Annotated in this window: 22 protein-coding genes and 5 tRNA genes; 22 read left to right on the top strand and 5 right to left on the bottom strand. The window is 64.3% G+C overall.

Annotated features, from left to right (window positions below):
- Positions 1-37: 37 nt before the first annotated feature.
- A complete protein-coding gene (locus PKB_RS19210) occupies positions 38-391 on the top strand; it encodes a ComEA family DNA-binding protein (RefSeq protein ID WP_043253574.1) in 354 nt (117 codons plus the stop codon).
- Positions 392-542: 151 nt separating this feature from the next.
- Here PKB_RS19210 and PKB_RS19205 read toward each other — a convergent pair.
- Positions 543-618: transfer RNA gene (locus tag PKB_RS19205), tRNA-Asn, on the bottom strand.
- 69 nt (positions 619-687) lie between these two features.
- Positions 688-1,884, bottom strand: a complete 1,197-nt coding sequence (locus tag PKB_RS19200) for an amino acid aminotransferase (RefSeq protein WP_043253573.1) — start codon at positions 1,882-1,884, stop codon at positions 688-690.
- Positions 1,885-2,069: 185 nt separating this feature from the next.
- Here PKB_RS19200 and uvrB point away from each other — a divergent pair, with 185 nt between their 5' ends.
- Entirely contained in the window at positions 2,070-4,085 is a 2,016-nt protein-coding gene (gene uvrB / locus PKB_RS19195) for an excinuclease ABC subunit UvrB (RefSeq protein WP_043253572.1), read from the top strand.
- 15 nt (positions 4,086-4,100) lie between these two features.
- Here uvrB and PKB_RS19190 read toward each other — a convergent pair whose 3' ends face one another.
- Both PKB_RS19190 and PKB_RS19185 read right to left on the bottom strand, forming a co-directional pair.
- Positions 4,101-5,660: an MDR family MFS transporter gene (locus PKB_RS19190; protein WP_043253571.1), complete on the bottom strand. Its 1,560-nt coding sequence runs from the start codon at positions 5,658-5,660 to the stop codon at positions 4,101-4,103.
- Entirely contained in the window at positions 5,650-6,684 is a 1,035-nt protein-coding gene (locus tag PKB_RS19185) for an HlyD family secretion protein (RefSeq protein WP_043253570.1), read from the bottom strand. The genes PKB_RS19190 and PKB_RS19185 overlap by 11 nt, the downstream gene beginning before the upstream one ends.
- A 105-nt stretch (positions 6,685-6,789) precedes the next feature.
- On the opposite strand from PKB_RS19185, the gene PKB_RS19180 reads away from it, so the two are divergent.
- From PKB_RS19180 to PKB_RS19130, 11 genes are all read left to right on the top strand, one after another.
- The gene (locus PKB_RS19180) at positions 6,790-7,710 is read left to right on the top strand and encodes a LysR family transcriptional regulator (RefSeq protein WP_043253569.1); all 921 of its coding nucleotides are present in this window, start codon (positions 6,790-6,792) and stop codon (positions 7,708-7,710) included.
- A 49-nt stretch (positions 7,711-7,759) separates the two neighbouring features.
- Positions 7,760-9,244 carry a glutamate--tRNA ligase gene (gene gltX / locus PKB_RS19175; protein WP_043253568.1) on the top strand — a complete coding sequence of 495 codons (1,485 nt, stop codon included), beginning with the start codon at positions 7,760-7,762 and terminating at the stop codon, positions 9,242-9,244.
- Between the two features lie 288 nt (positions 9,245-9,532).
- Positions 9,533-9,608, top strand: a tRNA-Ala gene (locus tag PKB_RS19170).
- 52 nt (positions 9,609-9,660) lie between these two features.
- A tRNA-Glu gene (locus PKB_RS19165) sits at positions 9,661-9,736 on the top strand.
- A gap of 44 nt (positions 9,737-9,780) precedes the next feature.
- Positions 9,781-9,856: transfer RNA gene (locus tag PKB_RS19160), tRNA-Ala, on the top strand.
- Between the two features lie 90 nt (positions 9,857-9,946).
- Positions 9,947-10,022 (top strand) — tRNA-Glu (locus PKB_RS19155).
- A gap of 196 nt (positions 10,023-10,218) precedes the next feature.
- Positions 10,219-10,761, top strand: coding sequence for a TetR/AcrR family transcriptional regulator (locus PKB_RS19150; RefSeq protein ID WP_043257513.1), 543 nt, complete (start codon positions 10,219-10,221; stop codon positions 10,759-10,761).
- Between the two features lie 21 nt (positions 10,762-10,782).
- Positions 10,783-11,628: an alpha/beta fold hydrolase gene (locus tag PKB_RS19145; protein ID WP_043253567.1), complete on the top strand. Its 846-nt coding sequence runs from the start codon at positions 10,783-10,785 to the stop codon at positions 11,626-11,628.
- An 85-nt stretch (positions 11,629-11,713) separates the two neighbouring features.
- Positions 11,714-12,157, top strand: coding sequence for an acyl-CoA thioesterase (locus PKB_RS19140; RefSeq protein WP_043253566.1), 444 nt, complete (start codon positions 11,714-11,716; stop codon positions 12,155-12,157).
- 66 nt (positions 12,158-12,223) lie between these two features.
- Positions 12,224-13,183 (top strand): tRNA dihydrouridine synthase, encoded by a 960-nt coding sequence (locus PKB_RS19135; RefSeq protein ID WP_043253565.1) that lies wholly within the window; start codon positions 12,224-12,226, stop codon positions 13,181-13,183.
- Positions 13,184-13,339: 156 nt separating this feature from the next.
- On the top strand, positions 13,340-13,786 hold the full coding sequence (locus tag PKB_RS19130) for an Hsp20 family protein (protein ID WP_043253564.1): 447 nt from the start codon (positions 13,340-13,342) through the stop codon (positions 13,784-13,786).
- Between the two features lie 57 nt (positions 13,787-13,843).
- Here the strand turns inward: PKB_RS19130 and PKB_RS19125 are convergent, their stop codons facing one another.
- Entirely contained in the window at positions 13,844-14,737 is an 894-nt protein-coding gene (locus PKB_RS19125; RefSeq protein ID WP_043253563.1) for a LysR family transcriptional regulator, read from the bottom strand.
- Positions 14,738-14,908: 171 nt separating this feature from the next.
- Here PKB_RS19125 and leuC point away from each other — a divergent pair, with 171 nt between their 5' ends.
- From leuC to PKB_RS19080, 9 genes are all read left to right on the top strand, one after another.
- Positions 14,909-16,336 carry a 3-isopropylmalate dehydratase large subunit gene (gene leuC, locus PKB_RS19120; RefSeq protein ID WP_043253562.1) on the top strand — a complete coding sequence of 476 codons (1,428 nt, stop codon included), beginning with the start codon at positions 14,909-14,911 and terminating at the stop codon, positions 16,334-16,336.
- A gap of 11 nt (positions 16,337-16,347) precedes the next feature.
- The gene (gene leuD / locus PKB_RS19115; RefSeq protein ID WP_043253561.1) at positions 16,348-16,992 is read left to right on the top strand and encodes a 3-isopropylmalate dehydratase small subunit; all 645 of its coding nucleotides are present in this window, start codon (positions 16,348-16,350) and stop codon (positions 16,990-16,992) included.
- 34 nt (positions 16,993-17,026) lie between these two features.
- Positions 17,027-17,791 carry a class I SAM-dependent methyltransferase gene (locus PKB_RS19110; RefSeq protein ID WP_043253560.1) on the top strand — a complete coding sequence of 255 codons (765 nt, stop codon included), beginning with the start codon at positions 17,027-17,029 and terminating at the stop codon, positions 17,789-17,791.
- Between the two features lie 72 nt (positions 17,792-17,863).
- Positions 17,864-18,946 (top strand): 3-isopropylmalate dehydrogenase, encoded by a 1,083-nt coding sequence (leuB, locus tag PKB_RS19105; RefSeq protein WP_043253559.1) that lies wholly within the window; start codon positions 17,864-17,866, stop codon positions 18,944-18,946.
- Between the two features lie 81 nt (positions 18,947-19,027).
- The gene (gene asd, locus PKB_RS19100) at positions 19,028-20,140 is read left to right on the top strand and encodes an aspartate-semialdehyde dehydrogenase (RefSeq protein WP_043253558.1); all 1,113 of its coding nucleotides are present in this window, start codon (positions 19,028-19,030) and stop codon (positions 20,138-20,140) included.
- Between the two features lie 230 nt (positions 20,141-20,370).
- Positions 20,371-21,327 carry a type IV pilus assembly protein FimV gene (locus tag PKB_RS19095; RefSeq protein WP_052355328.1) on the top strand — a complete coding sequence of 319 codons (957 nt, stop codon included), beginning with the start codon at positions 20,371-20,373 and terminating at the stop codon, positions 21,325-21,327.
- Between the two features lie 101 nt (positions 21,328-21,428).
- The gene (locus PKB_RS19090) at positions 21,429-22,421 is read left to right on the top strand and encodes an aspartate-semialdehyde dehydrogenase (protein WP_084166677.1); all 993 of its coding nucleotides are present in this window, start codon (positions 21,429-21,431) and stop codon (positions 22,419-22,421) included.
- A 168-nt stretch (positions 22,422-22,589) separates the two neighbouring features.
- Positions 22,590-25,388, top strand: coding sequence for a motility hub landmark protein FimV (locus PKB_RS19085; RefSeq protein ID WP_043253556.1), 2,799 nt, complete (start codon positions 22,590-22,592; stop codon positions 25,386-25,388).
- Positions 25,389-25,582: 194 nt separating this feature from the next.
- On the top strand, positions 25,583-25,840 hold the full coding sequence (locus PKB_RS19080; RefSeq protein ID WP_156958050.1) for a hypothetical protein: 258 nt from the start codon (positions 25,583-25,585) through the stop codon (positions 25,838-25,840).
- Positions 25,841-25,869 lie beyond the last annotated feature (29 nt).

The raw sequence follows: 25,869 nt of genomic DNA, 5'->3' as shown, positions 1-25,869 counted from the left end.
AGGCTCGCTCAACCCTTCGACTCCTAGGAGAGTGACCATGCGCAAGATTTCAGCACTGCTGTTCGTTCTGCTGTCCACTGTTTCTATCTCCGGTATCGCCGTCAGCGCCCCTAAAACGGAGGCCGCACAATCTGCTGCGGCGACTGCGGTGAAACCGACAGGAGAGACGGTCAAGCCGATTGGCGAAGTAGCGAAGGCGGTGAATATCAACACTGCGAACGCAGAGACCCTGCAGCGCGAGCTCAAGGGCATTGGCAAGGTGAAGGCCGAGGCGATAGTGGCCTACCGCGAACAGAACGGCCCGTTCACTTCGGTCGATCAGCTGCTGGAAGTGAAGGGCGTGGGCAAGGCGCTCATGGAACGTAACCGTGCGATGCTGAGTCTCGAATAACCCGAAGAGTCATCCTGAAACGAAAAGCCCTCGGCCTGTGCCGGGGGCTTTGCTTTTGGCGGGCTCGGCGCGTGGGATCACCTTGGGGTTGGCGAGAGTTCAGGAGCCCTAAAAGAAAAAGCCCCCGGCATGTGCCGAGGGCTTTTGAATTTGGCTCCGCGACCTGGACTCGAACCAGGGACCCAATGATTAACAGTCATTTGCTCTACCGACTGAGCTATCGCGGAACAACGGTGCGTATCTTACTGATTAAAAAGGGGAAGTCAACATTCTGAATGCGACTTCCCGTCAGTTTTTTACAGGACCTGGGCGATGGCGCGGGTGACGGTGTCCAGGTTGCCGTTGTTCAGCGCGGCAACGCAGATGCGACCGGTGCTGACGGCGTAGATGCCGAACTCGTTCTTCAGGCGCTCGACCTGCTCGGCGGTCAAGCCGGAGTAGGAGAACATGCCGCGCTGCTCGGCGACAAAGCTGAAGTCGCGCTTGGCGCCCAGGTTGGCCAGCTGCTGGACCATGGCTTCACGCATGGCGCGGATGCGGCCGCGCATTTCACCCAGTTCCGCTTCCCAGTCGGCACGCAGTTCCGGGCTGTTCAGCACGGCTGCAACGACGCTGGCGCCGTGAGTCGGCGGGTTGGAGTAGTTGGTGCGGATCACGCGCTTGACCTGGGACAGGACGCGCGCGGACTCCTCGCGGCTGTTGGTCACGACCGACAGCGCACCGACGCGCTCACCGTACAGCGAGAACGACTTGGAGAAGGAGCTGGACACGAAGAAGTTCAGCCCCGACTTGGCGAACAGGCGCACCGCAGCGGCGTCTTCGTCGATGCCGTCACCGAAGCCCTGGTAGGCGATGTCTAGGAAGGGCACGTGGCCTTTGGCCTTGAGCACGTCCAGGACCTGTTTCCAGTCGTCCATGGTCAGGTCGACGCCAGTCGGGTTATGGCAGCAGGCGTGCAGGACCACGATCGACTGCGACGGCAGGGCGTTCAGGTCTTCCAGCAGGCCGGCACGGTTCACGCCGTGGGTGGCGGCGTCGTAGTAGCGGTAGTTCTTCACCGGGAAGCCGGCGGATTCGAACAGGGCGCGGTGGTTTTCCCAGCTCGGGTCGCTGATGGCGACGGTGGCGTTCGGGAGCAGGCGCTTGAGGAAGTCGGCACCGGTTTTCAGAGCGCCAGTGCCGCCGACGGCCTGGGTGGTGACCACGCGGCCTTCGGCCAGCAGTTCGGAGTCAGCACCGAACAGCAGCTTCTGCACGCCCTGGTCGTAGGCGGCGATGCCTTCGATCGGCAGGTAGCCGCGCGGGGCATGTGCCTCGATGCGGGCTTTCTCCGCGGCCTGCACGGCGCGCAGCAACGGGAGGCGACCCTCCTCGTTGTAGTACACACCAACGCCCAGGTTGATCTTGCCCGGACGGGTATCGGCGTTGAAAGCTTCGTTCAGGCCCAGGATGGGGTCGCGAGGGGCCATTTCGACAGCGGAGAACAGACTCATTTTGGCAGCAGCTCTAAGGCGGGAGTGAAGTGCAATTGCAACCCGCCCGCTCACGGCGCTGGGGGTTGCGTCGACGGGCCGGTATTATATAGGCCTCTATGGCAGGCGGCGAGTTGTCGCGCATGCTTTTCGACTGGTATGACGCTTTGGCGACCGAAGCGTCACACGCCAAAGCGAGGTTCCCCATGTCGTCATTCCAGCTGGATTCGCGCTTCAAGCCCGCCGGTGATCAGCCGGAAGCCATCCGACAGATGGTGGAAGGGCTGGAAGCGGGGCTGTCGCACCAGACCCTGCTGGGGGTGACTGGCTCCGGCAAGACCTTCAGCATCGCCAACGTCATTGCCCAGGTGCAGCGGCCGACCATGGTCCTGGCGCCGAACAAGACGCTGGCTGCGCAGCTCTACGGCGAATTCAAGACCTTCTTCCCGAACAATGCGGTCGAGTACTTCGTTTCTTACTACGACTATTACCAGCCAGAAGCCTACGTACCGTCCTCCGATACCTATATCGAGAAGGATTCGTCGATCAATGACCACATCGAGCAGATGCGTCTGTCGGCGACCAAGGCATTGCTGGAGCGCGAGGACGCGATCATCGTTTGCACCGTGTCGTCCATTTACGGTCTGGGCGACCCGGCGTCCTACCTGAAGATGGTCCTGCACCTGGATCGCGGCGATCGGATGGACCAGCGTGAGCTGCTGCGCCGCCTGACCAGCCTGCAGTACACCCGCAACGACATGGACTTCGCCCGCGCCAGTTTCCGCGTGCGCGGCGACGTGATCGACGTCTTCCCGGCGGAATCCGACCTGGAGGCCATCCGCGTCGAGCTGTTCGACGACGAGGTGGAGAACATCTCCGCCTTCGATCCGCTGACCGGCGAAGTGATCCGCAAGTTGCCGCGCTTCACCTTCTATCCCAAGAGCCACTACGTGACCCCGCGCGAAACGCTGATGGAGGCGGTGGAGCAGATCAAGGAAGAGCTCAAGGTGCGCCTGGACTACCTGCGCAACAACAACAAGCTGGTCGAAGCGCAGCGCCTGGAGCAGCGCACCCGCTTCGACCTGGAGATGATTCTCGAGCTGGGCTACTGCAACGGCATCGAGAACTACTCGCGCTATCTCTCCGGGCGCGGTCCCGGCGAGCCGCCGCCGACCCTCTACGATTACCTGCCGGCCAACTCGCTGCTGGTGATCGACGAATCCCACGTCAGCGTTCCGCAGGTCGGCGCCATGTACAAAGGCGACCGCTCACGCAAGGAAACCCTGGTCGAGTACGGTTTCCGCCTGCCCTCGGCGCTGGACAACCGGCCGCTGCGTTTCGAGGAGTGGGAGGCGATCAGCCCGCAGACCATCTTCGTCTCGGCGACACCCGGCCCTTATGAAGAGCAGCATGCCGGGCGGGTGATCGAGCAGGTGGTGCGTCCGACTGGTCTGGTCGACCCGCAGATCGAGGTGCGCCCCGCGTCCACTCAGGTCGACGACCTGCTTTCGGAGATCCGCCTGCGCGTGGCCCAGGAGGAGCGCGTGCTGGTCACCACCCTGACCAAGCGCATGGCCGAGGACCTCACCGATTACCTGGGCGACCACGACGTGCGCGTGCGTTACCTGCACTCGGACATCGACACCGTCGAGCGCATGGAGATCATCCGCGACCTGCGCACCGGCGCCTTCGACGTGCTGGTCGGCATCAACCTGCTGCGCGAGGGGCTGGACATGCCCGAGGTGTCGCTGGTGGCGATCCTCGACGCGGACAAGGAAGGGTTCCTGCGTTCGGAGCGCTCGCTGATCCAGACCATCGGCCGCGCGGCGCGCAACCTCAATGGCAAGGCGATCCTCTACGCCGACAACATCACGGGTTCGATGCAACGCGCCATGGGTGAAACCGAGCGGCGCCGCAACAAGCAGATCGCCTTCAACGAGAAGCACGGCATCGTGCCCAAGGGCGTGAAGAAGGACATCAAGGACATCCTCGAAGGCGCCACAGTCCCAGGTGCCAAGGGCAAGCGTCGCGGCGTGGCCAAGGTGGCGGAGGAGAGTGGTCGCTACGAGGGCGAACTGCGCTCGCCGAGCGAGATCACCAAGCGCATCCGCCAGTTGGAGGAGAAGATGTACCAGTTGGCTCGCGATCTGGAGTTCGAATCCGCCGCGGCGGTGCGCGACGAAATCCACAAGCTGCGCGAGCGCCTGGTGGAGGTCGGCTGACCTCCACCCGCGCGATCAATGCGCGCCGGCGCCCGCCTGGGCGCCGAAGCCGGCCGGCAGCGGACGGGTCAGCAGCACCGCCAGCATGCTGATAGCGAGCACGATGCCTATGGCGTGGAAGGCATCGTTATAGGCCATGATCGCCGCCTGGCGGTGGACGATCAGGCCGATTTCCCCGAGCGCTGCCTGTTGGCTGCCGAGCTGCTCGGCCAGTTGCGCAAGGCGCTCGTCCACCGCAGCGTTCACCGGCACCACGGCTTCGCGCAGGTAGTCGTAATAGACCTTGGCGCGGCTATCCAGCAGCGTGGCCAGCAGGGCGATGCCGATGGCGCCGCCGAGGTTGCGCAGGATGTTGAACAGGCTGGAGGCGGAACCGGCGTCCTGCGGCTGCAGGTAGACGGTGGCGATCAGCGAGATGGTGACCATCACCATCGGCTGACCGAGTGCGCGCAGCAGCTGGATCTGGTTGAACTGCGGGCCGGCGAAGTCCGGGTTGAGCACGCCGGAGCAGAAGCTCGCCAGGCCGAACAGCCCGAAGCCCATGGCGCACAGCAGGCGCGGCTGGATGAACTTCATCAGCTTGGGGATCAACGGGATCAGGAACAGCTGCGGCACACCCATCCACATGATCACTTCGCCAATCTGCATGGCGTTGTAGCCCTGGATCTGCGCCAGGTACAGCGGCAGCACGTAGATCGAGCCGTAAAGCCCCATGCCCAGGCCGATGCTGGAAATGCTCGACAGGCCGAAGTTGCGATTGCGCAGGATGCCCAGGTTGATCAGCGGGTTGGGGCGTGACGTCTGCAGGATGACGAAGAGGATCAGGCTGACCAGGGCGATGCTACCCAGCGCCACGATCATGTTCGACTCCAGCCAGTCCTTGCGGTGGCCCTCTTCGAGGAACACCTGCAGGCAGCCGAGGCCGATGGCCATGGTGACGATGCCGGCGTAGTCGGTGCTCTTGAGCAGCTCCCAGTGCGGTGGCTTCTTTTCCAGGCCATAGAGCAGGCCGGCGATCATCAGCAGGCCCGGCGGGACGTTGATGTAGAAGATGTATTCCCAGCCGAAGTTCTCGGTCAGCCAGCCGCCGAGGGTCGGGCCGATGGAGGGGGCGAAGGTGGCCGTGATGGCGAACAGCGCCATGCCCTTGGGGCGGTGGTGGTCCGGCAGCTTGATCAGGCTCAGGGTGAAGGCCAGGGGGATCAGCGCGCCGCCGGTGAAGCCCTGCATGGCGCGGAACACGATCATGCTCTCCAGGTTCCAGGCGAACGAGCAGAGCAGGGAGGAAAACAGGAAACCGATGGAGATGATCACCGCCAGGCGCCGCGCCGAGAGCAGCTGCACCAGCCAGGCGGTGAGCGGGATCATGATGATCTCGGCCACCAGGTAGGAGGTGGAGATCCAGGAACCTTCCTCCAGGGTCGCGGCCAGCGCGCCCTGGATGTCTTTCAGCGAAGAGTTGGTGATCTGGATGTCGAGCACCGCCATGAAGGCGCCGAGCATCGCCGAGAGCACGGCGATCCAGTCGCGCCGGGTCGGTTCGCCAACCGGCCGGAGCAGTGGATCAGCGCTCACCGATCTGCACCTCGGCCTCGACCGACATGCCCGGGCGAATCAGGTTCTTGAGCGGGTTGTCGGCGGCGAAGGTGATCTTGACCGGAATGCGCTGCACCACCTTGGTGAAGTTGCCGGTGGCGTTGTCTGGCGGCAGCAGGCTGAACTGCGCGCCGGAGGCGGCGAACAGGCTGTCGACCTGGCCCTCGATGGGCTGGTCGGGGAAGCTGTCGAGGGTCAGGCGCGCCTTCTGCCCGGGGCGCATGTGGCCGACCTGGGTTTCCTTGAAGTTGGCCTGGACCCAGATACCCTCGTCCGGCACCAGCGCCAGCAGCTGGCTATTGGTCTGCACGTACTGGCCGACACGGGCGCTGCGCTGGCCGACGAGACCGGCGACGGGCGCGCGGATTTCGGTGCGCGCCAGGTTGATCTCGGCCTGGGCGATTTCCGCGTGGGACGCATCGATCAAGGCCTGGAGGCGCTTGATGTCGGCATTGATGGCTTCGACCTGGATGCGTTGCGCCTGCAAGTCGGCCTGGGCCTTGGCCACTTGGGAGCGAGCGACGTGGGAGTCGGCGGTCAGGGTGGTGACGCGCTCTTCGGAAACGTAGCCAGGTTTGCGCAGGGTCTGTGCGCGGTTCAGGTCGATCTGCGCGCGGCCGAAGGTCGCCTGGCTGGCGTTCAGGTCGGCTTCGCTGGCGGCGATCATGCTGCCCTGGCCTTTCAGCTTGCTGCGCGTCTGCGCCAGTTCTGCCTCGTGGGTAGCGAGGGTGGCCTTGGCACGATCCAGCGCCAGGCGGAAGTCCTGGTCTTCGAGCTTGACCAGCAGTTGGCCCTTCTCGACGTGCTGGTTGTCATTTACCAGCACTTGGTCGATGCGCGCCGAGAGCTGGCTGGAAATGCGCGTGATCTCTCCCTGTACATAGGCGTTGTCGGTGTTTTCGACAAAACGGCCGATGAAATACCAGCGGGCGAGGAGGGCGAGGGCGACCAGGCTGAGAATGACGAGGAAGACGCTCAGACGTCTTTGTAGTTGTGCGGGCATGAGAAACGAGCGTTTGCTAGGTAGGAATTTTCGGCAATTTACAGTGTTCCCGCGCGAGGCGCAGTCGCTACAATTCGGAAACTTTGTTGTGTATAGGGAACAATAATGGGGCTGGATGATGCGCTGATCTTTACCCGTGTCGTGGAGTTCCACAGTTTCACCCAGGCCGCCAGCAGCCTGGGCATGCAGAAGTCCACTGTAAGTCGGCGTATCGCGCTGCTCGAGGAGCGCCTCGGCGTGCGTCTGCTCAATCGCACGACGCGCAAATTGCGCCTGACCGAAGTGGGCCAGGCGTACTACGACCGTTGCCGGCAGATCATGCTCGACTTCGCCGAGGCCGAGCAGGCGGTCATGCAGTTGCAGCAGGAGCCGTCGGGCCTGCTGAAGATCACCGCGCCCATCGAGTTCGGCCAGATGTACCTGGCCAGCGTGCTGGGTGACTTCATGCGCCTCTATCCGCAGATCACCGCCGAGGTCGAGCTCAGCTCGCGCACGGTCGATCCGCTGGAGGAGGGTGTGGATATCGCCATTACCGTTGGCCAACCCGAGGACTCCACGCTGATCGCCCGGCGCCTGCTGGTGACCAACCGCTGCCTGTGCGCCAGCCCCGAATACCTGCGCCTGCACGGCCGGCCGCAGCGAGTCGAGGACCTGGCCCTGCATCGGGCAGTGCTCCTGATGCAGGATTCGCAGCGCTACTGGCCGCTGTCCAACGAAAGCGTGCCCTGCCAGCGCGTGCTGTCATGCAACAACATTTCCTTTGCCCGCGAGGCCGCGCTGGCCGGCGCCGGAATAGCCACGCTGCCGGAGCTGATAGTCGAGGAAGCCCTGGAAAGCGGGCGCCTGGAGCGCTTGCTGCCAGAGGTGCAACTGCCTATCGGCGAACTCTACGCGGTCTACCCGTCACGGCGATTCCAGGCGATGAAGGTGAAGACCTTCCTCGACTACCTCATCCACCGGCTGCCCATCGATGAGCGCCATCGGCTGGAGCCGGGGGCGGCCCGCCTGATAACATCGCGTCCATGAGCGCGCGCCACGGCCCGCGCTGTCCTCACCGCTTCACATGAGAGCTTTCATGACCACTGTCCGCACCCGTATCGCGCCGTCTCCCACCGGCGACCCGCACGTCGGCACCGCCTACATCGCGCTGTTCAACCTCTGCTTCGCCCGTCAGCACGGCGGCCAGTTCATCCTGCGCATCGAGGACACCGACCAGGTGCGTTCCACCCGTGAGTCGGAACAGCAGATCTTCGACGCGCTGCGCTGGCTGGGTGTCGAGTGGGATGAAGGCCCGGATGTCGGCGGTCCGCACGGCCCGTACCGTCAGAGCGAGCGTGGCGCCATCTACAAGCAGTACAGCGACGAGCTGGTAGAGAAAGGCCATGCCTTCCCCTGCTTCTGCTCCGCCGAGCGCCTGGACGCCATTCGTGCCGAACAGCAGGCGCGCAAGGAAACCCCGCGCTACGACGGCCACTGCATGCACCTCTCCAAAGAAGAGTCGGCCAAGCGCATCGCGGCGGGCGAGTCCCATGTCGTGCGCATGAAGGTGCCGACCGAGGGTGTCTGCGTGGTCCCCGACATGCTCCGTGGCGACGTCGAGATCCCGTGGGATCGCATGGACATGCAGGTGCTGATGAAGGCCGACGGCCTGCCCACCTACTTCCTGGCCAACGTGGTCGACGACCACCTGATGGGCATCACCCACGTGCTGCGCGGTGAGGAATGGCTGCCGTCGGCGCCGAAGCTGATCAAGCTGTACGAGTACTTCGGCTGGGAGCAGCCGATCCTCTGCTACATGCCGCTGCTGCGTAACCCGGACAAGAGCAAGCTGTCCAAGCGCAAGAACCCGACTTCCATCACCTTCTACGAGCGCATGGGCTTCCTGCCGCAGGCGCTGCTGAACTACCTCGGGCGGATGGGCTGGTCGATGCCAGACGAGCGCGAGAAGTTCAGCCTGCAGGAGATGATCGAGCACTTCGACCTGTCCCGCGTGTCCCTCGGCGGTCCGATCTTCGACATGGAGAAGCTGTCCTGGCTGAACGGCCAATGGATTCGCGATCTCTCCGTCGAGGACTTCGCCAAGGAAGTGCAGAAATGGGCGCTCAATCCTGAGTACCTGATGAAGATCGCCCCGCACGTCCAGGGGCGTGTGGAGAACTTCAGCCAGATCGCTCCGTTGGCCAGTTTCTTCTTCAGCGGCGGTGTCGAACTGGACGCCAAGCTGTTCGAGCACAAGAAGCTCGACGCCACCCAGGTGCGCCAGGTGCTGCAGCTGGTGCTGTGGAAGCTGGAAGCGCTGCGCCAGTGGGAGAAGGACAAGATCACCGCGACCATCCAGGCCGTTGCAGAGCATCTGGGGCTGAAGCTGCGCGACGTCATGCCGCTCATGTTCCCAGCCATCACGGGCCATGCCAGCTCGGTGTCGGTGCTCGATGCGATGGAAATCCTGGGTGCCGACCTGTCCCGCTTCCGCCTGCGCCAGGCGCTGGAACTGCTGGGCGGCGCTTCGAAGAAAGAAGCCAAGGAGTGGGAGAAGATCCGCGACGCCATCGCCGGCTGACGGACGCTTCTTCGAAAGAGGCCAGCCACCTATGGGTGCCTGGCCTTTTTCATGCCTGCAAGACGCCGGCAAAGCCAGGCGGACAGGGCGTGACGGCCGGTCGAGCATGCTCGCCAGGCCTGGGCTGTAATAGGGGTGGCGACCTAAGTGATTGTTCTTTGGGAGAAAAAAATTAAAAAACTGGAAAATTGTTGTTGACAGGGGTTCGCCTCGCCCCTAAGATGCGCCCCGTTCCAGCGACGAACTGAACGACAGAGCGAAGCGGAACAGTAGATGTAGCGGTACTTTGGGGCTATAGCTCAGCTGGGAGAGCGCTTGCATGGCATGCAAGAGGTCGACGGTTCGATCCCGTCTAGCTCCACCAAATTACCAGTAAGTTTCGTTGGTCCGAACGGAACTGAAATCGAAGGTTTTGCGTCCCCTTCGTCTAGTGGCCTAGGACACCGCCCTTTCACGGCGGTAACAGGGGTTCGAGTCCCCTAGGGGACGCCACTTATCCAGCGACGATGCGTTCGCGTCGTCAGCCAGAGTCATCTGGGGCTATAGCTCAGCTGGGAGAGCGCTTGCATGGCATGCAAGAGGTCGACGGTTCGATCCCGTCTAGCTCCACCAAATTGCCAGAATCCGCATCAGGCGGATTTCTTCGAAGGTTAAGTCCGTAAGTTTCGTTGGTCCGAACGGAACTGAAATCGAAGGTTTTGCGTCCCCTTCGTCTAGTGGCCTAGGACACCGCCCTTTCACGGCGGTAACAGGGGTTCGAGTCCCCTAGGGGACGCCAATTTTCCCGCGTTTGCGGGGCCTATAGGGTCACTCAATTTTCGAGTGGCCCTTTTGTTTTTCCAGCTCCCGAAAATTCTCCGCCCGACCAATGGTCGCGCTTGGCGCTTGCCGAAAATTATTATGAGAATAATATTCTCTCCATAATATTTTTGGAGAGCGCCATGAGCCGCAAGACAGCCGCTAGCCCGAAAGGGATTGGTGAGAAGAAGGCCCAGACCCGCGAGCGCATCCTCGGCGCCGCCGCCAATGCGCTGGTGCGTCGCGGGCCGGTCGAGCCCAGCGTCAGCGAGGTGATGGGCGCGGCCGGGCTGACCGTCGGTGGTTTCTACGCGCACTTCGAGAGCAAAGACGCGCTGATGCTCGAAGCCTTCCGCCATCTGTTGGAGCGGCGTCGGGCGAAGCTCAAGCAATTCGAACCTCAGATGCCTTTCAGCGAGCGTCGGCAACTGGCCGCCGCTTTCTATCTGTCGCGCAAGCATCGTGACAGCGACGAGGAGCTGGGTTGTCCGATCCCAAGCACGTTGGCCGAGGCCGGGCACCTGCCGGAAGGCTTCCGCGAAGTGCTGGCCGAACATATCGAACTGATGGTCGCCGAGTTGGCCGAGCGTCCCGAGGACGCTGACACCGTACTCGCCGACCTTGCGTTGATGGTGGGTGGACTGGCGTTGGCCCGGACCCTGGGTTCGAGCGATCTGTCCGACCGTGTCCTGCGTGCCGCCAAAAAGGCGGTGAACTGAGCCTCGACGGAGGTACTGGTAATGAACAGCATGAACTGGATCCGTGGCGTTAACGCTACCCTCGGGCGCCTGGCGCCGGAATGGGCGGCAGGGCGCATGCGTGAAGTCTTCATGACCCCGCGGCCACTGCCGCCGCGCGACTGGGAGTTGCCGTTACTCGCCAGTTCCGAGCGCATCACCCTGCGCTTTGGTCTCTCCGCGCTGCGTTGGGGGGAAGGGCCGGCGGTGCTGCTGATGCATGGTTGGGAAGGGCGGCCTACGCAGTTCGCTCACCTGATTCGCGAGCTTGTCGGTGCCGGCTATGCCGTAGTGGCTCTGGATGGGCCGGCCCATGGTCGCTCGCCCGGTCGGGAAGCCAACCCGATGCTCTTCGCCCGGGCCTTGCTTGAAGCCGCCAGCGAACTGCCGCCGTTGCGCGCGGTCATTGGTCATTCGATGGGTGGCGCCAGTGCTCTGCTTGCGACTCAGTTGGGCCTGAAGACCGAGGCGTTGGTGACCATCTCTGCGCCGAGCCGAATTCTCTCGGTCCTGCGCCGCTTCGCCGGCTTCGTCGGCCTGCCGGCCGAGGCGCGTCATCGCTTCATCCGCCAGGTCGAGCGTTACACCGGTGTGCCAGCAGCGCAGCTCGACGTGAAACGCTACAACCTCACCATCCCTGGCTTGGTAGTGCATGCCGAAGACGATCCGCAGGTGCCGGTGGCCGATGCCGATGCCATCCACGCTGCCTGGCCTGGCAGTCGCCTGCTGCGCCTGAGTGGCGGCGGGCATCAGCGCGTGCTGGCCGACGCGGCGTTGAGCGATGCGGTACTCGCCCTGCTTGAAGGTCAGGAAGCGCCACGCGTGCTGCCGCTGGCACTGGCCTCCTGAGACGTAAGGCTGTCGAGCCTGTAAACTGCGCGCTCCGATCAAGCGGCCGGGTCCCAGGGGCCCGGCCTCAGCCTGGAGCAAGCACATGGCCTGGGACCTGCCCGAACCCTTCGTCATCGACATCGCGGTCAACGCCGAGGACATCGATGGCCTCGGTCACGCCAACAACGCCGTTTATGTCAGCTGGCTCGAGCGCTGCGCCTGGCGCCACTCGCAGCGCCTGGGGCTGGACCTGGCTGAGTACCGCCGCCTGGATCGTGCCATGGCGGTGGTGCGCCACGAGATCGACTACCTGGCTGCCGCTTACGAAGGCGAAGAACTGCAGATGGGCACCTGGATCGTCGAGTCCGACCAGAAGCTGCGCATGGACCGGCAATTCCAGTTGGTGCGTCCGGCCGATGGCGTCACCCTGCTGCGCGCTCGCACCACTTTCGTCTGCATCGAGCTGTCCAGCGGCAAGCCCAAGCGCATGCCGGCGGAGTTCATCGAGGGCTACGGTCGCGCGCTACTCGGCGCCGCGCCGGTCTGACGAGGCTTTGCCTGGGCCGCGCGAGTCCCTAGAATCCGCGGCCTTCGCCCGTAAAGGTTGTTCCCCGTGCAAATTGCCCTGGCCCCGATGGAGGGGTTGGTCGACGAAATTCTCCGCGATGTACTGACCCGTGTCGGCGGCATCGACTGGTGCGTCACCGAATTCATCCGCGTCACCGATCGCCTGCATCCGCTCGCTACCTACGAGAAGCTGGCGCCCGAACTGCTGCACGGCAGCCGGACCCGCGCCGGTACGTCGATGCGCGTGCAGTTCCTAGGCTCCGACCCGCAATGCCTGGCGGAAAACGCCGCCTATGCCTGCGAGCTGGGTGCTCCGGTGATCGACCTGAACTTCGGCTGCCCGGCGAAGACGGTGAACAAGTCCCGAGGTGGCGCGGTTCTGCTCAAGGAGCCGGAGCTGATGTTCTCCATCGTCGAGGCCGTGCGCCGCGCGGTGCCGGCGCACATCCCTGTGACCTCGAAGATGCGCCTGGGCTACGAGACGCCCGATGGTGCGCTGGATTGCGCGCGAGCGCTGGCCGATGGGGGTTCTGCCCATGTCGTGGTGCACGCGCGAACCAAGGTCGATGGCTACAAGCCACCGGCGCACTGGGAATGGGTCGCCCGCGTCGCCGATGCGGTCAAGGTGCCGGTTTTCGCCAATGGCGAGGTCTGGACCCTCGACGATTACCTGCGCTGCCGCTCCATCAGCGGCGTCGACGACATCATGCTCGGCCGTGGCCTGGTTTCCCGTCCCGACCTGGCCCGGCAGATCGCCGCCTGGCGCGACGGCCGTGAAGTGCGGCCGATGGCCTGGGACGAGGTGCGCGTGCTGCTCGACGACTTCTGGCGTCAGGCCCGGCGCAAGCTCGCGCCGCGCTATGCGCCGGGGCGCCTGAAACAGTGGCTGGGCATGCTGACCCGCAGTTATCCCGAAGCGGTGGAGCTGTTCGCGCAGATTCGCCGCGAGCACGATTGCGAGCTGATCGACCGGTTGCTGCAGGTTGAGATCGAAGAAGCCGCCTGAGGGGATTTCACCTGCGAAAAGCATGTTTCAGAAAGGGCTTGAAATGCTCCTTGGCGACCTTATCTGTATCCGTGCGGGAGGCCGAACGGGTCCCGCGCCGGAGTTCTGCTGACAGGCTCCATCCAGATAACTTGCTGATTATTCAGGAGATCCGCCATGAGCAACGTCCTTTCTCTCGCCCCGCTGTTCCGCCAGTCCATCGGTTTCGACCGCTTCAACGACCTGTTCGAGTCTGCCCTGCGCAGCGAGAACGGCAGTTCCTACCCGCCCTACAACGTCGAGAAACACGGCGATGACCAGTACCGCATCGTTGTCGCTGCGGCTGGCCTGCAGGAAGAGGATCTGGAGCTGCAAGTTGAGCGCGACGTGTTGACCGTTACCGGCGGCAAGCGCGAAAGGGCTTCCGAGGATGTCACCTACCTGCACCAGGGCATCGCCCAGCGCGCCTTCAAGCTGTCGTTCCGCCTTGCCGACCACATCGAGGTCCGCGGCGCGTCGCTGAAGAACGGCCTGCTGAGCATCGAGCTGGTGCGCATCATTCCGGAAGAGGCCAAGCCCAAGCGGATCGCCATCAACGGCCAGCGCCCGGCGCTGGAAGGCTGATAGCCCCGTGAACGAAAAAGGCGCCGCAAGGCGCCTTTTTCTTTGCTCGCGTTTTAGTCAGACCAGGCAGGCCATGGGCTTCACCGCCTGGGCGTCGAGCAAAGCCATGAAGGCTCGCGCGGCGTTCGACAAAGTGCGCTCGGTGTGCAGGATGTAGCCGAGCTGGCGGCTGAGCTGGATGTCCTGTAGCGGCAGGCGCACCACGGTTTCGTCGAGCATGGTGCGCGGCAGCACGCTCCAGGCGAGGCCGATGGAAACCATCATCTTGATGGTCTCCATGTAGTTGGTGCTCATGCCGATGTTCGGCGTCAGCCCCTCGGCCTCGAACATCCGTCGCACGATGTGGTGGGTGAATGTGTTGCCACCTGGGAATACCGCCGGGTGCCGCGCCACATCGGCGAGGAACACCGTGCCCTGCATGGCCAGCGGGTGCTCTGGCGCGGCAACGAAGTCCAGCGGATCGTCCCATACCGGCACGGCGCGTACGGGCTCCGCCGTTTCCGGTGCGAGGGTGATCACCGCCAGTTCGGCGCGGCCGTGCAGGATCTCTTCATAGGCCACTTCCGAGTCGCAGAACTGGATATCCAGCGCGACCTGCGGGTGCGCCTTGGTGAAGGCGCGCAGCAGCGGCGGCAGGCGATGCAGGCCGATGTGGTGGCTGGTAGCCAGGACCAGGCGGCCGCTGACTTCGCCATTGAGGTTGGTCAGGGCGCGGCGGGTGTCGTCCAGTACATTGAGGATCTGGTAGGCGCGCGGCAGCAGGGCGCGGCCGGATTCGGTCAGCGTCACCTCGCGGCCAACGCGGTCGAACAGGCGCACGCCGAGCTGGTTTTCCAGGGCCGCGATGCGCTTGCTCACCGCCGGCTGGGTCAGGTGCAGGCGTTCACCGGCTTCGGAGAAGCTGCCGGACTCGGCGATGGCGAGGAAGGTATTGAGGCTCGTGAGATCCATGTCGTCGGTGACTCCGGGAGGGCCATGAGCGGCGCTGGAACCATAACCTACTCGTATTCCGTGTGGGAATCCTTTGAATAAAAAATATGAATTTGAGTTATTCGGCGGGGGCTAATAGCATCTCCCCCACAAGCCCTAGGGGCATAGAAAGACGCTGATGAGGATTCTCTGATGGCCGGCAAGACGCTCTACGACAAACTCTGGGAACTGCACGAGGTGAAGCGCCGCGATGATGGTTCGTCGCTGATCTACATCGATCGCCACATCCTCCACGAAGTGACCTCGCCGCAAGCCTTCGAAGGCCTGCGCCTGGCCGGCCGCAAGCCGTGGCGCATCGACGCCAACATCGCCACCCCGGACCACAACGTGCCGACCACCCAGGCCGAGCGCAAGGGCGGCCTCGAAGCCATCGCCGACGAAGTCTCGCGCATTCAGGTCCAGACCCTGGACGAGAACTGCGATGACTTCGGCATCCTCGAATTCAAGATGAACGACGTGCGCCAGGGCATCGTTCACGTGGTCGGCCCGGAGCAGGGCGCGACCCTGCCGGGCATGACCGTGGTCTGCGGCGACTCGCACACCTCCACCCACGGTGCCTTCGGCGCGCTGGCCCACGGCATCGGCACTTCCGAGGTCGAGCACGTGCTCGCCACTCAGTGCCTGGTCGCCAAGAAGATGAAGAACATGCAGGTTCGCGTGGAGGGCAAGCTGCCCTTCGGCGTGACCGCCAAGGACATCGTCCTCGCGGTGATCGGCAAGATCGGCACCGCTGGCGGCAATGGCCATGCCCTGGAGTTCGCCGGCAGCGCCATCCGCGACCTGTCCATGGAAGGCCGCATGACCATCTGCAACATGTCCATCGAAGCCGGTGCGCGCGTGGGCATGGTGGCTTGCGACGAGAAGACCATCGAGTACGTGAAGGGCCGTCCGTTCGCACCGCAGGGCAGCGACTGGGACAAGGCCGTCGAAGCCTGGAAGGACCTGGTTTCCGATGCCGACGCGCACTTCGACACCATCGTCGAGCTGCGTGCCGAGGACATCAAGCCGCAGGTCAGCTGGGGCACTTCGCCGGAGATGGTCCTGGCTGTCGACCAGAACGTGCCGGACCCGGCCGTCGAAGCCGACCCGGTCAAGCGCGACTCCATCGTCCGCGCGCTCAAGTACATGGGCTTGAACGCCAACCAGGCGATCACCGATATCCAGCTGGACCGCGTATTCATCGGCTCCTGCACCAACTCGCGCATCGAAGACCTGCGCGCCGCCGCCGCCGTGGCCAAGGGCCGCAAGGTCGCTGCCACCGTCAAGCAGGCGCTGGTGGTGCCGGGCTCGGGCCTGGTCAAGGCGCAGGCCGAGAAGGAAGGCCTGGACAAGATCTTCATCGAAGCCGGCTTCGAGTGGCGTGAACCGGGCTGCTCCATGTGCCTGGCGATGAACCCGGACCGCCTGGAGAGCGGCGAGCACTGCGCGTCGACCTCCAACCGCAACTTCGAAGGCCGCCAGGGCGCCGGTGGTCGTACCCACCTGGTGAGCCCGGCGATGGCCGCCGCCGCCGCGGTGACCGGTCGCTTCATCGACGTTCGTGAATTGCTGCAGGCCTGAGGAGACCGAACATGAAAGCCTTTACCCAGCACACCGGTCTCGTCGCGCCGCTCGACCGCGCCAACGTCGACACCGACCAGATCATTCCCAAGCAATTCCTCAAGTCGATCAAGCGCACCGGCTTCGGTCCGAACCTGTTCGACGAGTGGCGCTACCTGGACGTCGGCCAGCCGAACCAGGACAACTCCAAGCGTCCGGTGAACAAGGATTTCGTCCTGAACTTCCCTCGCTACCAGGGCGCCAGCGTGCTCCTGGCCCGCGAGAACTTCGGCTGCGGTTCTTCCCGCGAGCATGCTCCGTGGGCGCTGGACGAGTACGGTTTCCGCACCGTGATCGCGCCGAGCTTCGCCGACATCTTCTTCAACAACAGCTTCAAGAACGGCCTGCTGCCGATCATCCTGAAAGACGAGGAAGTCGACGAACTGTTCCAGCAGTGCGAGGCCAACGAGGGTTACCAGCTGACCGTCGACCTCGCTGCGCAGACCGTGACCCGTCCGGACGGCAAGCAGTACAGCTTCGAGGTCGACGCCTTCCGCAAGCACTGCCTGCTCAACGGCCTGGACGACATCGGCCTGACCCTGCAAGCCGCTGATGCCATCCGCGACTTCGAAGTCGGCCACAAACAGCGCCAACCCTGGTTGTTCCGCGACGCCTGATAAGCGTCGCGCCATCCCGCAAACGGAGAAAGCCATGACCCAGAGTCACCACGAAGCCGTGGTCGAGCGCCAGTTCGGCGCTCAGGCCAACGCTTACCTGAACAGCGCCGTACATGCCCAGGGCGAGGAATTTGCCCAGCTGCGCGAGCGACTGTCGGCGACCACTGGTGCGCGCGTGCTGGACCTGGGTTGTGGGGCGGGGCATGTCAGCTTCCAGATCGCCTCGCTGGCCGGTGAGGTCGTCGCATACGATCTTTCCCAGCAGATGCTCGACGTGGTGGCCTCGGCCGCCGCCGAGCGCGGCCTGGACAACATCCGCACCGAACAGGGCGTCGCCGAGAGCCTGCCTTTCGAGGACGGCGCATTCGATTTCGTCTTCAGCCGCTATTCCGCGCACCACTGGCGTGATGTCGGCCAGGCGCTGCGCGAAGTGCGCCGGGTGCTGAAGCCGTGCGGCGTGGTCTGCTTCATCGACGTGGCGGCGCCCGGTTTGCCGCTGCTCGATACGCACCTGCAAGCGGTGGAAGTGCTGCGCGATACCAGCCACGTGCGCGACTATTCGCCGTCCGAGTGGACGCGCCTGGTCGGCGAAGCGGGGCTGGCAGTCACTGGATGCAGCCGCCAGCGTCTGCGCCTGGAGTTCACTTCATGGGTCGAGCGCATGCGCACCCCCGAGGTGATGCGCCAGGCCATTCGCGCCCTGCAGCTTTCCGTAGGTGACGAGGTGCGGGAATATTTCGAGATCGACGCCGAGGGCTCCTTCAGCACAGACGTGCTGGTGCTCTGGGCTACCAAATAACCGCTACAAGCAAAGGGCTGCAGGCGATCCCAAGGCGCCTGCGGCCTTGACCATTTCCGAAGGAATGAAGTGATGAGCAAACAGATTCTGGTTCTCCCCGGCGACGGCATCGGCCCGGAAATCATGGCCGAAGCGGTCAAGGTGCTGGAGCTGGCCAACGACAAGTTCCAGCTCGGCTTCGAGCTGACCCACGACGTGATCGGCGGCGCTGCCATCGACAAGCACGGCGTGCCGCTGGCCGACGAGACCCTGGAGCGTGCGCGCAAGGCCGACGCCGTGCTGCTGGGCGCGGTCGGCGGTCCGAAGTGGGACAAGATCGAGCGCGACATCCGTCCGGAACGCGGCCTGCTGAAAATCCGTTCGCAGCTCGGCCTGTTCGGCAACCTGCGTCCGGCCATCCTCTATCCGCAACTGGCCGGTGCCTCCAGCCTGAAGCCGGAGATCGTCGCCGGCCTGGACATCCTTATCGTCCGCGAGCTGACCGGCGGCATCTATTTCGGTGCCCCGCGCGGCACCCGCGAGCTGGAAAACGGCGAGCGCCAGTCCTACGACACCCTGCCGTACAGCGAAAGTGAAATCCGCCGCATCGCCCGTGTCGGCTTCGACATGGCCCGCGTGCGCAACAAGAAGCTGTGCTCGGTGGACAAGGCCAACGTCCTGGCTTCCAGCCAGCTGTGGCGTGAGATCGTCGAGGAAGTGGCCAAGGATTACCCGGACGTCGAACTGAGCCACATGTACGTCGACAACGCCGCCATGCAGCTGGTCCGCGCGCCCAAGCAGTTCGACGTGATGGTCACCGACAACATGTTCGGCGACATCCTGTCGGATGAAGCTTCCATGCTCACCGGCTCCATCGGCATGCTGCCGTCCGCTTCGCTGGATGCGCACAACAAGGGCATGTACGAGCCGTGCCACGGTTCGGCGCCGGACATCGCCGGCCAGGGCATCGCCAACCCGCTGGCGACCATCCTCTCGGTGTCGATGATGCTGCGTTACAGCTTCAACCAGACCGCCGCCGCGGACGCCATCGAGAAGGCGGTCAGCCTGGTCCTCGACCAGGGCCTGCGCACCGGCGACATCTGGTCCGAAGGCTGCAAGAAAGTCGGTACCCGCGAAATGGGCGATGCGGTAGTCGCCGCGCTGCGGAATCTGTAATCTCCCCGGTTCGCCCGCTCCAGGCCATACAAGTGACAGGCTGGAGCGGCGTTCCACTACTTATTCGAAGGTGTAGTTGCGATGAAGCGTGTAGGTCTGATCGGTTGGCGTGGCATGGTGGGTTCGGTGCTCATGCAGCGGATGCTGGAAGAGCGGGACTTCGACCTGATCGAGCCGGTGTTCTTCACCACCTCCAATGTCGGTGGCGAAGGTCCGTCCGTTGGCAAGGAAATCGCCCCGCTGAAGGACGCCTACAGCATCGAAGAGCTGAAGAGCCTCGACGTCATCCTGACCTGCCAGGGCGGCGACTACACCAATGAAGTCTTCCCCAAGCTGCGCGAAGCCGGCTGGCAGGGCTACTGGATCGACGCCGCCTCCAGCCTGCGCATGCAGGATGACGCGGTGATCGTCCTCGACCCGGTGAACCGCAAGGTCATCGACCAGTCGCTGGATGCCGGCACCAAGAACTACATCGGCGGCAACTGCACCGTCAGCCTGATGTTGATGGCCCTGGGCGGCCTGTTCGAAGCCGGCCTCGTCGAGTGGATGAGCGCGATGACCTACCAGGCCGCCTCCGGCGCTGGCGCGCAGAACATGCGCGAGCTGATCAAGCAGATGGGCGCGATCAACGCTTCGGTCGCCGATGACCTGGCCAACCCGTCCAGCGCCATCCTCGACATCGACCGCAAGGTCGCCGAGATCATCCGCAGCGACGCCCTGCCGACCGAGCACTTCGGCGCGCCGCTGGCCGGCAGCCTGATCCCCTGGATCGACAAGGAACTGCCCAACGGCCAGAGCCGCGAAGAGTGGAAAGGCCAGGCCGAGACCAACAAGATCCTCGGTCGCTTCAAGAGCCCGATCCCGGTGGACGGCATCTGCGTGCGCATCGGCGCCATGCGCTGCCACAGCCAGGCGCTGACCATCAAGCTGAACAAGGACGTGCCGATGGCCGACATCGAAGGCCTGATCAGCCAGCACAACCCCTGGGTCAAGCTGATCCCCAACCAGCGCGAGATCAGCATGCGCGAACTGACCCCGGCTGCCGTCACCGGCACCCTGAGCGTGCCGGTCGGCCGTCTGCGCAAGCTGAACATGGGCTCGCAGTACCTCGGTGCCTTCACCGTCGGCGACCAGCTGCTGTGGGGTGCGGCCGAGCCGCTGCGGCGCATGCTGCGCATCCTCCTGGAGCGCTGATAGCGACACCCTCGAAGACGCCGGCCCTGTGCCGGCCGTCTTGCTTTGTGCAAGTCGAAAAGGTCGATCACTCGACAGAACGGAGAACTCGCCGTCGCCGCACGCGCTTTCTGTGACGGAGCGCGGCCTGGCCGATGCGGGCCTGTAGCTATCCTCGCAGCCCCGGCCCTGGTGGGCTGGGCCGGCGAGCTGGGGTCGCCGGAAGGAGTCATCGACAGCAGGGGATGGGGATGTTCCGCTTTTCGCACTTCGTTCTGGCCGGCGCCATCGCGGCGGCCTTCTTCCCGGCCAGTGCCGGCGCCCTCGAGCTGGGCGAGATTTCTTCGCGCACCGCGCTCGGTCAGTCGCTAGACGCGCAGATCGAACTGCGCAGCCTGGGCGACCTGTCCGCTGACGAGATCAAGGTGGCATTGGCGCCACAGCAGGCGTTCGATCGGCTTGGTCTGGATCGTAGCGTCGTCGCGACTGGCCTGAGCTTCAGTGCCGAGGTCGGTCGCAATGGTCGTGGGGTGATCCGCGTGAAATCCTCCAGGCCGATGCGCGAGCCGTATCTGGATTTCCTGGTGCAGGTGGCTTGGCCGCAGGGGCAGGTGCTGCGCGAGTACCCCTTGCTGCTGGCCCCGCCAAGCTACGTCGCGACGTCGGCTGCGCCGACGATGCCTATATCGACTGCCGTCAGCAGTGGCCCGGCTCTCGATGTTCCGCAGGGCAGCGCCTCCTCAGCCGTGATACGTCAGCCAACCGTGTCGCGCCAGGCCGGCAAAGCGCAGTCTCGCGCCGCGTCTCACCGCGAGCGGAAGCCGCAATTGAATGCGGCGCGCAAAAGCGTTCCCGCCGCCGCACCCGCCGTCGCTGCAAAAGGCGACAGCCTGCACCTGGTCTCCGGTCAGGCAAAGGCTTCGTCCAAGGCACCTGATGCAGCCACTGCCGAGCACCTGGCGTTGGCCCAGGAGGGAATTGATAGCGCGCGTCGCCAGGGTGATGAGCTGAAAAGCCGTATCGCCGACATGCAGGGGCAGGTGGACAAGCTGAACCAGCTGGTGACGCTCAAGGACGCGCAAATGGCGGAGCTGGTGGCGCGCCTGGCCGAGCGTAGTCGGCAGGCCGCAAGCGCGCCGGCAGCGAAGGCCGAGCCGGTCGCCGTGAGCGCGGTTCCGACTGATCCCAAGCAAGTGACGCAGCAATAGCCACGGCCGCGGCGATGTTAAGTCTCGCGTCCGATTGCCTGGACGGGGAAGGGCGCATTAAAGTGCTGCGCTTGTTGTCCATCTAGCGCATGGGATTTTCGATGTCCGTCGACATTGCCGTAGTAGGGGCCACCGGTCTGGTTGGCGAAGCCTTGGTCGAATTGCTGGACGAGGGAGATTTTCCGGCCGCCGACATTCATCTGCTGGCCAGTGGCGAATCCGCCGGCAAGTCGATGCCGTTCCGCGGCCGCAACCTTCGGGTGCGCGACCTGGCCGCTTTCGATTTTGCCAAGGTCAAGCTGGCGTTTTTCGCAACCACCGCCGAAGTAGTCGCCGAATACGCGCCGCGCGCGCTGGCGTCGGGTTGCAGCGTGATCGACCTGAGCGGCAGCGGTGAAGGTTCGCTGGTGCTGCCGGTGTTGAACGCCGAGAGTGCCGAACTCGCGCAACTGCCGGTTCTGCTGCGCGCTCCCGCTGCTGCGGCGGCTGAGGTCGGCGAAGTGCTGGTCGCGCTGGCGTCGTGTGTTGAGCTGCGCAGCCTTTCCCTGACTGCTTGCCTGTCGGCGTCCCAACTGGGGCGTGAAGGTGTGCAGGAGCTGGCGCGGCAGACCGCCGAGCTGCTGAACGCGCGTCCGCTGGAGCCGCGTCTCGTCGATCGGCAATATGCCTTCAATATGCTGGGCCAGGTCGGCAGCGTGGATGCCTGCGGCCATAGCGCCATCGAGCGACGCATCCATGACGAGCTGGTCGAGCTGTTCCCGGGCCTCTCCGGCCAGCTGCAGGTGAGCTGCCTGCTGGCGCCGGTGTTCTTCGGCGATGCGCTGAGTCTGAGCCTGCGTACGGCCGAACCGGTCGATCTGGCGGCAGTGCGCCAGGCCCTCGATGCGGCTGATGGCATCGAGCTGATCGAGGACGATTATCCGACGGTGATCGGCGATGCGCTGGGGCAGGACGAGATCAAGGTCGGTCGTGTCCGTAGCGGATTCCTCGATCCCTGCGAGCTTAATTTGTGGATTGCTTCTGATAATGTGCGAAAAGGTTTCGGGCTCAATGCTGTGAAGCTGGGCGCATTATTGATAAAACACTATCTGTAAAAGATACTTACCGAATATTTGAAGAAGTATTCTAGCTTGATAGAACTGGCTTGATGGGCGGCTGATCGGGGGAACTCCCAGTGTTTTGATGCTGGGAATTACGGGCAGCAGCTACCTGATTCAGATCGCGAAAATCCAGAAAAAGCTATTAAAACAAGGGATTAATATATGGTCCGGCTTCGTAAACTGGTGCAGGCAATCGCGGCCGCTTCGGCGTTGACCACGGGCATGGCTCATGCGCTCGGGTTGGGGGAGATTCACCTTCACTCGGCTCTCAACCAGCCCTTGAACGCCGATATCGACCTGTCGGACATTCGCGACCTGTCCGCAGGCGAGATCATTCCCAAGCTGGCTTCGCCGGAGGACTTCAACAAGTCCGGGGTCGACCGCAGTTACTTCCTCACCGGACTCAAGTTCACCGCCGTGGTCCAGCCCAACGGCAAGAGCGTCATTCACGTGACCTCCGACAAGGCGGTGCAGGAGCCCTACCTGAATTTCCTCGTCGAAGTGCTCTGGCCGAACGGCCGTGTGCTTCGCGAGTACACCGTGCTGCTCGATCCGCCGCTGTATTCCCCGCAAGTGGCTGAAGCCGCCGCACCGCGCGCGCCGATTGCGACCCCGGCGCCGATCGCTCGCCAGCCGGTAGCGCCCGCCGCGCCCCGCTCCGTCGAAGCCGCTCCGGTTGCTGCGCCGCAGCGTCGCCTGGAAGGCAACGAGTACCGCACCGGTTCCCGCGACACGCTTTGGGAAATCGCCTCCCGCGCGCGTCCTGACGGCAGCGTCACGGTGAACCAGACCATGCTGGCAATCCAGGATATGAACCCGGATGCCTTCATTGGCGGCAATATCAATCGCCTGAAGAGCGGCCAGGTCCTGCGCCTGCCCGACGCAGAGCAGGTTCGCAGCCGTACTGCGGCGCAAGCCGACGACCAGGTTCATCAGCAGCGCGCCGCCTGGCGTGAAGGGCGCAGCCTGCCTGCCGGCAGCCGTCAGCTGGATGCCACCCAGCGCGCCAATGCTGGCGCTGCGCCGGCGCAGGTCGAGGAAAAGGACAATCTGCGCCTGGTTTCCGGTCAATCCGGCAAGGGCAAAGGCGGCGACAAGGGGGCGAAGGACGGCAAGGCGCTCTCCGAGAAGCTCGCGGTGACCCAGGAGAGCCTGGACAGCACCCGTCGCGAGAACGACGACCTGCAGGGCCGCATGACCGACCTGCAGAGCCAGCTGGACAAGCTGCAGAAACTGATCGAGCTGAAGGATGCGCAACTCGCCCGCCTGCAAGGCGAACTGGCTGCTCCGCCGGGCACTCCGGCTAATGGCCAAGCGCCGGCCGCCGCACCGGGCACCCCGGCTGCAACCGCGCCTGCTGCTCAACCATCTGCACCGGCTTCTGCCGCCGCGCCGGCTCCTGCTGCTCAGCCTGAAGCTGCGAAGCCCGCCGAAGCCAAGCCTGCCGAGGTCAAGCCGGCGGCGCCCAAGCCCGCGGTCAAGCCAGCGCCGGTCGAAAGCGAACCGGGCCTGATCGAGCAACTGCTGGCCAACCCGACCCTGCTGGCCGCCGTCGGCGGCAGCTTGATCCTGGCGCTGCTGGTGGTTCTCCTGCTGATGCGCCGCCGCGCGGCACAGAAGGAGAGTGCCGCTGCCGAGCAGTTCGCTGCCGAACCGTCGTTCGACGAGCAGCCGCTGGACGTGTCTGCTGGCGAATTCGACAGCCTGAGCCTGGCCGACGAAGAAAGCGTCTCCGCGCCGACCGCTGCTGCCGCGCCGGAAAAAGTGGCTGCGCAGACCAGCGATCCGCTGGGCGAGGCCGATATCTATATCGCCTACGGTCGTTTCAACCAGGCAGCAGAGCTGCTGCAGGGTGCGATCTACGACGAGCCGCAGCGCAACGACCTGCGCCTGAAACTGATGGAGGTCTATGCCGAAATCGGTGATCGCGACGGCTTTGCTCGCCAAGAGAAAGAGCTGCGTGAAATCGGCGGCGCCGAGCCGCAAGTCGAGCAGCTGAAGTCCCGTTACCCGAGCATGGCGACCGTGGCCGCCGTCGCCGGTGGCCTGGGCCTGGCGGCTGCCGGTGCTGCAGCCATGTCGGACGAGCTGGACGACTTCAACCTCGACGATATCGGTCTCGACCATGAGCCGGTCGCCGCTGCCGAGCCTGCGCCGGCCGCTGCTTCCGACCTGGATGAAGCCTTCGACCTCGGTCTGGATGATCTGCATCTGGGTGACGAAATTCCTGCTGCTCCGGTGGCGGCCGCCGAAGCCAAGGCTGACGAACTGTCGCTGGAAGACTTCGACCTGGATGCCGACCTGAAGCTGGACGAAGCTGTGCAGCCTGCGAAGGCGAGCGATGATTTCGCCTTCGACCTGGATCTGGACGCCGACCTGGCCAAGGCCGAAAGCGCGCCTGCAGTCAGCAGCCTGGACGAGTTCGCCTTCGACCTGCCGGCTGCAGAAACGCCCGCGCTCGACAAGGATGAGGACTTCCTGCTCGACCTGAGCGAAAAGGGAAGCGAGCTGTCGGCCGCGTCGGCTGATGACTTCTCCTTCGATCTGTCCGAAGACGCTGCGCCCGCTGCGGAAACGCTGGCGGATGACTTCGACCTGTCCCTGCCGGACGAGGCGCCTGTCGCCGTGCCGTCCAGCGACAGCTTCGCCGCTCAGCTGGACGAAGTGAACGCCGAGCTGGATAAGCTCGCGGGCAATCTGCAAGAGCCGGAAAGCGCCGCCGCGCCGCTGTTCGCCGAAGCGGCGAGCGACGAGGCTTCGTCGCTGGACGAGGGTGAGGCGGACGACGAGTTCGACTTCCTCTCCGGCGCCGATGAGGCGGCGACCAAGCTCGATCTGGCGCGCGCCTACATCGACATGGGCGACACCGAAGGTGCTCGCGACATCCTCGACGAGGTGCTCAGCGAGGGCAGCGACCAGCAACAGCAGGAAGCTCGCCAGCTGCTCGAAAGCCTCGTCTGAGGCGCGTGCGGCAAGCACAATGGCAGCCCTAGGGCTGCCATTGTCATTTCTGGCGCCGGCGCCGTTCGTCCCCACGCGGCACGCCTGCATTGGTCAGCGCCGAAGTTGTCGCTAGGGTGAGCGCCTGCGCATCCGAGGTGCGCAGCGTTGTCTGTTGCAAGCGGGGTTTCCCAGGGAGGGGCAGGTTGGAAGGGGTGGGAGTCGAACCTCTGGTTGCGGCGCCGAGGCGGCGTCTGCGTGGGTTCTGGTTGTTGCTGATCATCAAGGTCTATGTCGCCGGTGCCTTGTTCGTGCTGGCGCTGCTAGGCCTGAGCCTGGTCGAGCTACAGGCTTGTCTGGACGAGCAACTCGCCGTCGAGCGCCGCGGCCTGGCGTTGCTGGTCGGCCTGGGTTCGCTGGCGTTCTGCCTGAAGATCCTGCGCATGGCGGTGCCGCGCTGGCGCCAGCGCTGAGGATCGCGGCGGGCCTTCAATCCAGGCAA

The sequence above is a fragment of the Pseudomonas knackmussii B13 genome (assembly GCF_000689415.1).
GTDB lineage: Bacteria > Pseudomonadota > Gammaproteobacteria > Pseudomonadales > Pseudomonadaceae > Pseudomonas > Pseudomonas knackmussii.
This window is presented reverse-complemented; position numbering and strand designations above follow the sequence as displayed.

What these genes read in the sequence shown, in the direction of transcription:
- asd (WP_043253558.1), top strand. Translation starts at nt 19,028, where the DNA reads ATGAAGCGTGTAGGTCTGATCGGTTGGCGTGGCATGGTGGGTTCGGTG.
- PKB_RS19180 (WP_043253569.1), top strand. Translation starts at nt 6,790, where the DNA reads ATGGGGCTGGATGATGCGCTGATCTTTACCCGTGTCGTGGAGTTCCAC.
- PKB_RS19110 (WP_043253560.1), top strand. Translation starts at nt 17,027, where the DNA reads ATGACCCAGAGTCACCACGAAGCCGTGGTCGAGCGCCAGTTCGGCGCT.
- PKB_RS19200 (WP_043253573.1), bottom strand. Translation starts at nt 1,884, where the DNA reads ATGAGTCTGTTCTCCGCTGTCGAAATGGCCCCTCGCGACCCCATCCTG.
- PKB_RS19085 (WP_043253556.1), top strand. Translation starts at nt 22,590, where the DNA reads ATGGTCCGGCTTCGTAAACTGGTGCAGGCAATCGCGGCCGCTTCGGCG.
- PKB_RS19145 (WP_043253567.1), top strand. Translation starts at nt 10,783, where the DNA reads ATGAACAGCATGAACTGGATCCGTGGCGTTAACGCTACCCTCGGGCGC.
- leuC (WP_043253562.1), top strand. Translation starts at nt 14,909, where the DNA reads ATGGCCGGCAAGACGCTCTACGACAAACTCTGGGAACTGCACGAGGTG.
- PKB_RS19140 (WP_043253566.1), top strand. Translation starts at nt 11,714, where the DNA reads ATGGCCTGGGACCTGCCCGAACCCTTCGTCATCGACATCGCGGTCAAC.
- leuD (WP_043253561.1), top strand. Translation starts at nt 16,348, where the DNA reads ATGAAAGCCTTTACCCAGCACACCGGTCTCGTCGCGCCGCTCGACCGC.
- leuB (WP_043253559.1), top strand. Translation starts at nt 17,864, where the DNA reads ATGAGCAAACAGATTCTGGTTCTCCCCGGCGACGGCATCGGCCCGGAA.
- PKB_RS19095 (WP_052355328.1), top strand. Translation starts at nt 20,371, where the DNA reads ATGTTCCGCTTTTCGCACTTCGTTCTGGCCGGCGCCATCGCGGCGGCC.
- PKB_RS19185 (WP_043253570.1), bottom strand. Translation starts at nt 6,684, where the DNA reads ATGCCCGCACAACTACAAAGACGTCTGAGCGTCTTCCTCGTCATTCTC.
- PKB_RS19130 (WP_043253564.1), top strand. Translation starts at nt 13,340, where the DNA reads ATGAGCAACGTCCTTTCTCTCGCCCCGCTGTTCCGCCAGTCCATCGGT.
- gltX (WP_043253568.1), top strand. Translation starts at nt 7,760, where the DNA reads ATGACCACTGTCCGCACCCGTATCGCGCCGTCTCCCACCGGCGACCCG.
- PKB_RS19210 (WP_043253574.1), top strand. Translation starts at nt 38, where the DNA reads ATGCGCAAGATTTCAGCACTGCTGTTCGTTCTGCTGTCCACTGTTTCT.
- PKB_RS19125 (WP_043253563.1), bottom strand. Translation starts at nt 14,737, where the DNA reads ATGGATCTCACGAGCCTCAATACCTTCCTCGCCATCGCCGAGTCCGGC.
- PKB_RS19090 (WP_084166677.1), top strand. Translation starts at nt 21,429, where the DNA reads ATGTCCGTCGACATTGCCGTAGTAGGGGCCACCGGTCTGGTTGGCGAA.
- uvrB (WP_043253572.1), top strand. Translation starts at nt 2,070, where the DNA reads ATGTCGTCATTCCAGCTGGATTCGCGCTTCAAGCCCGCCGGTGATCAG.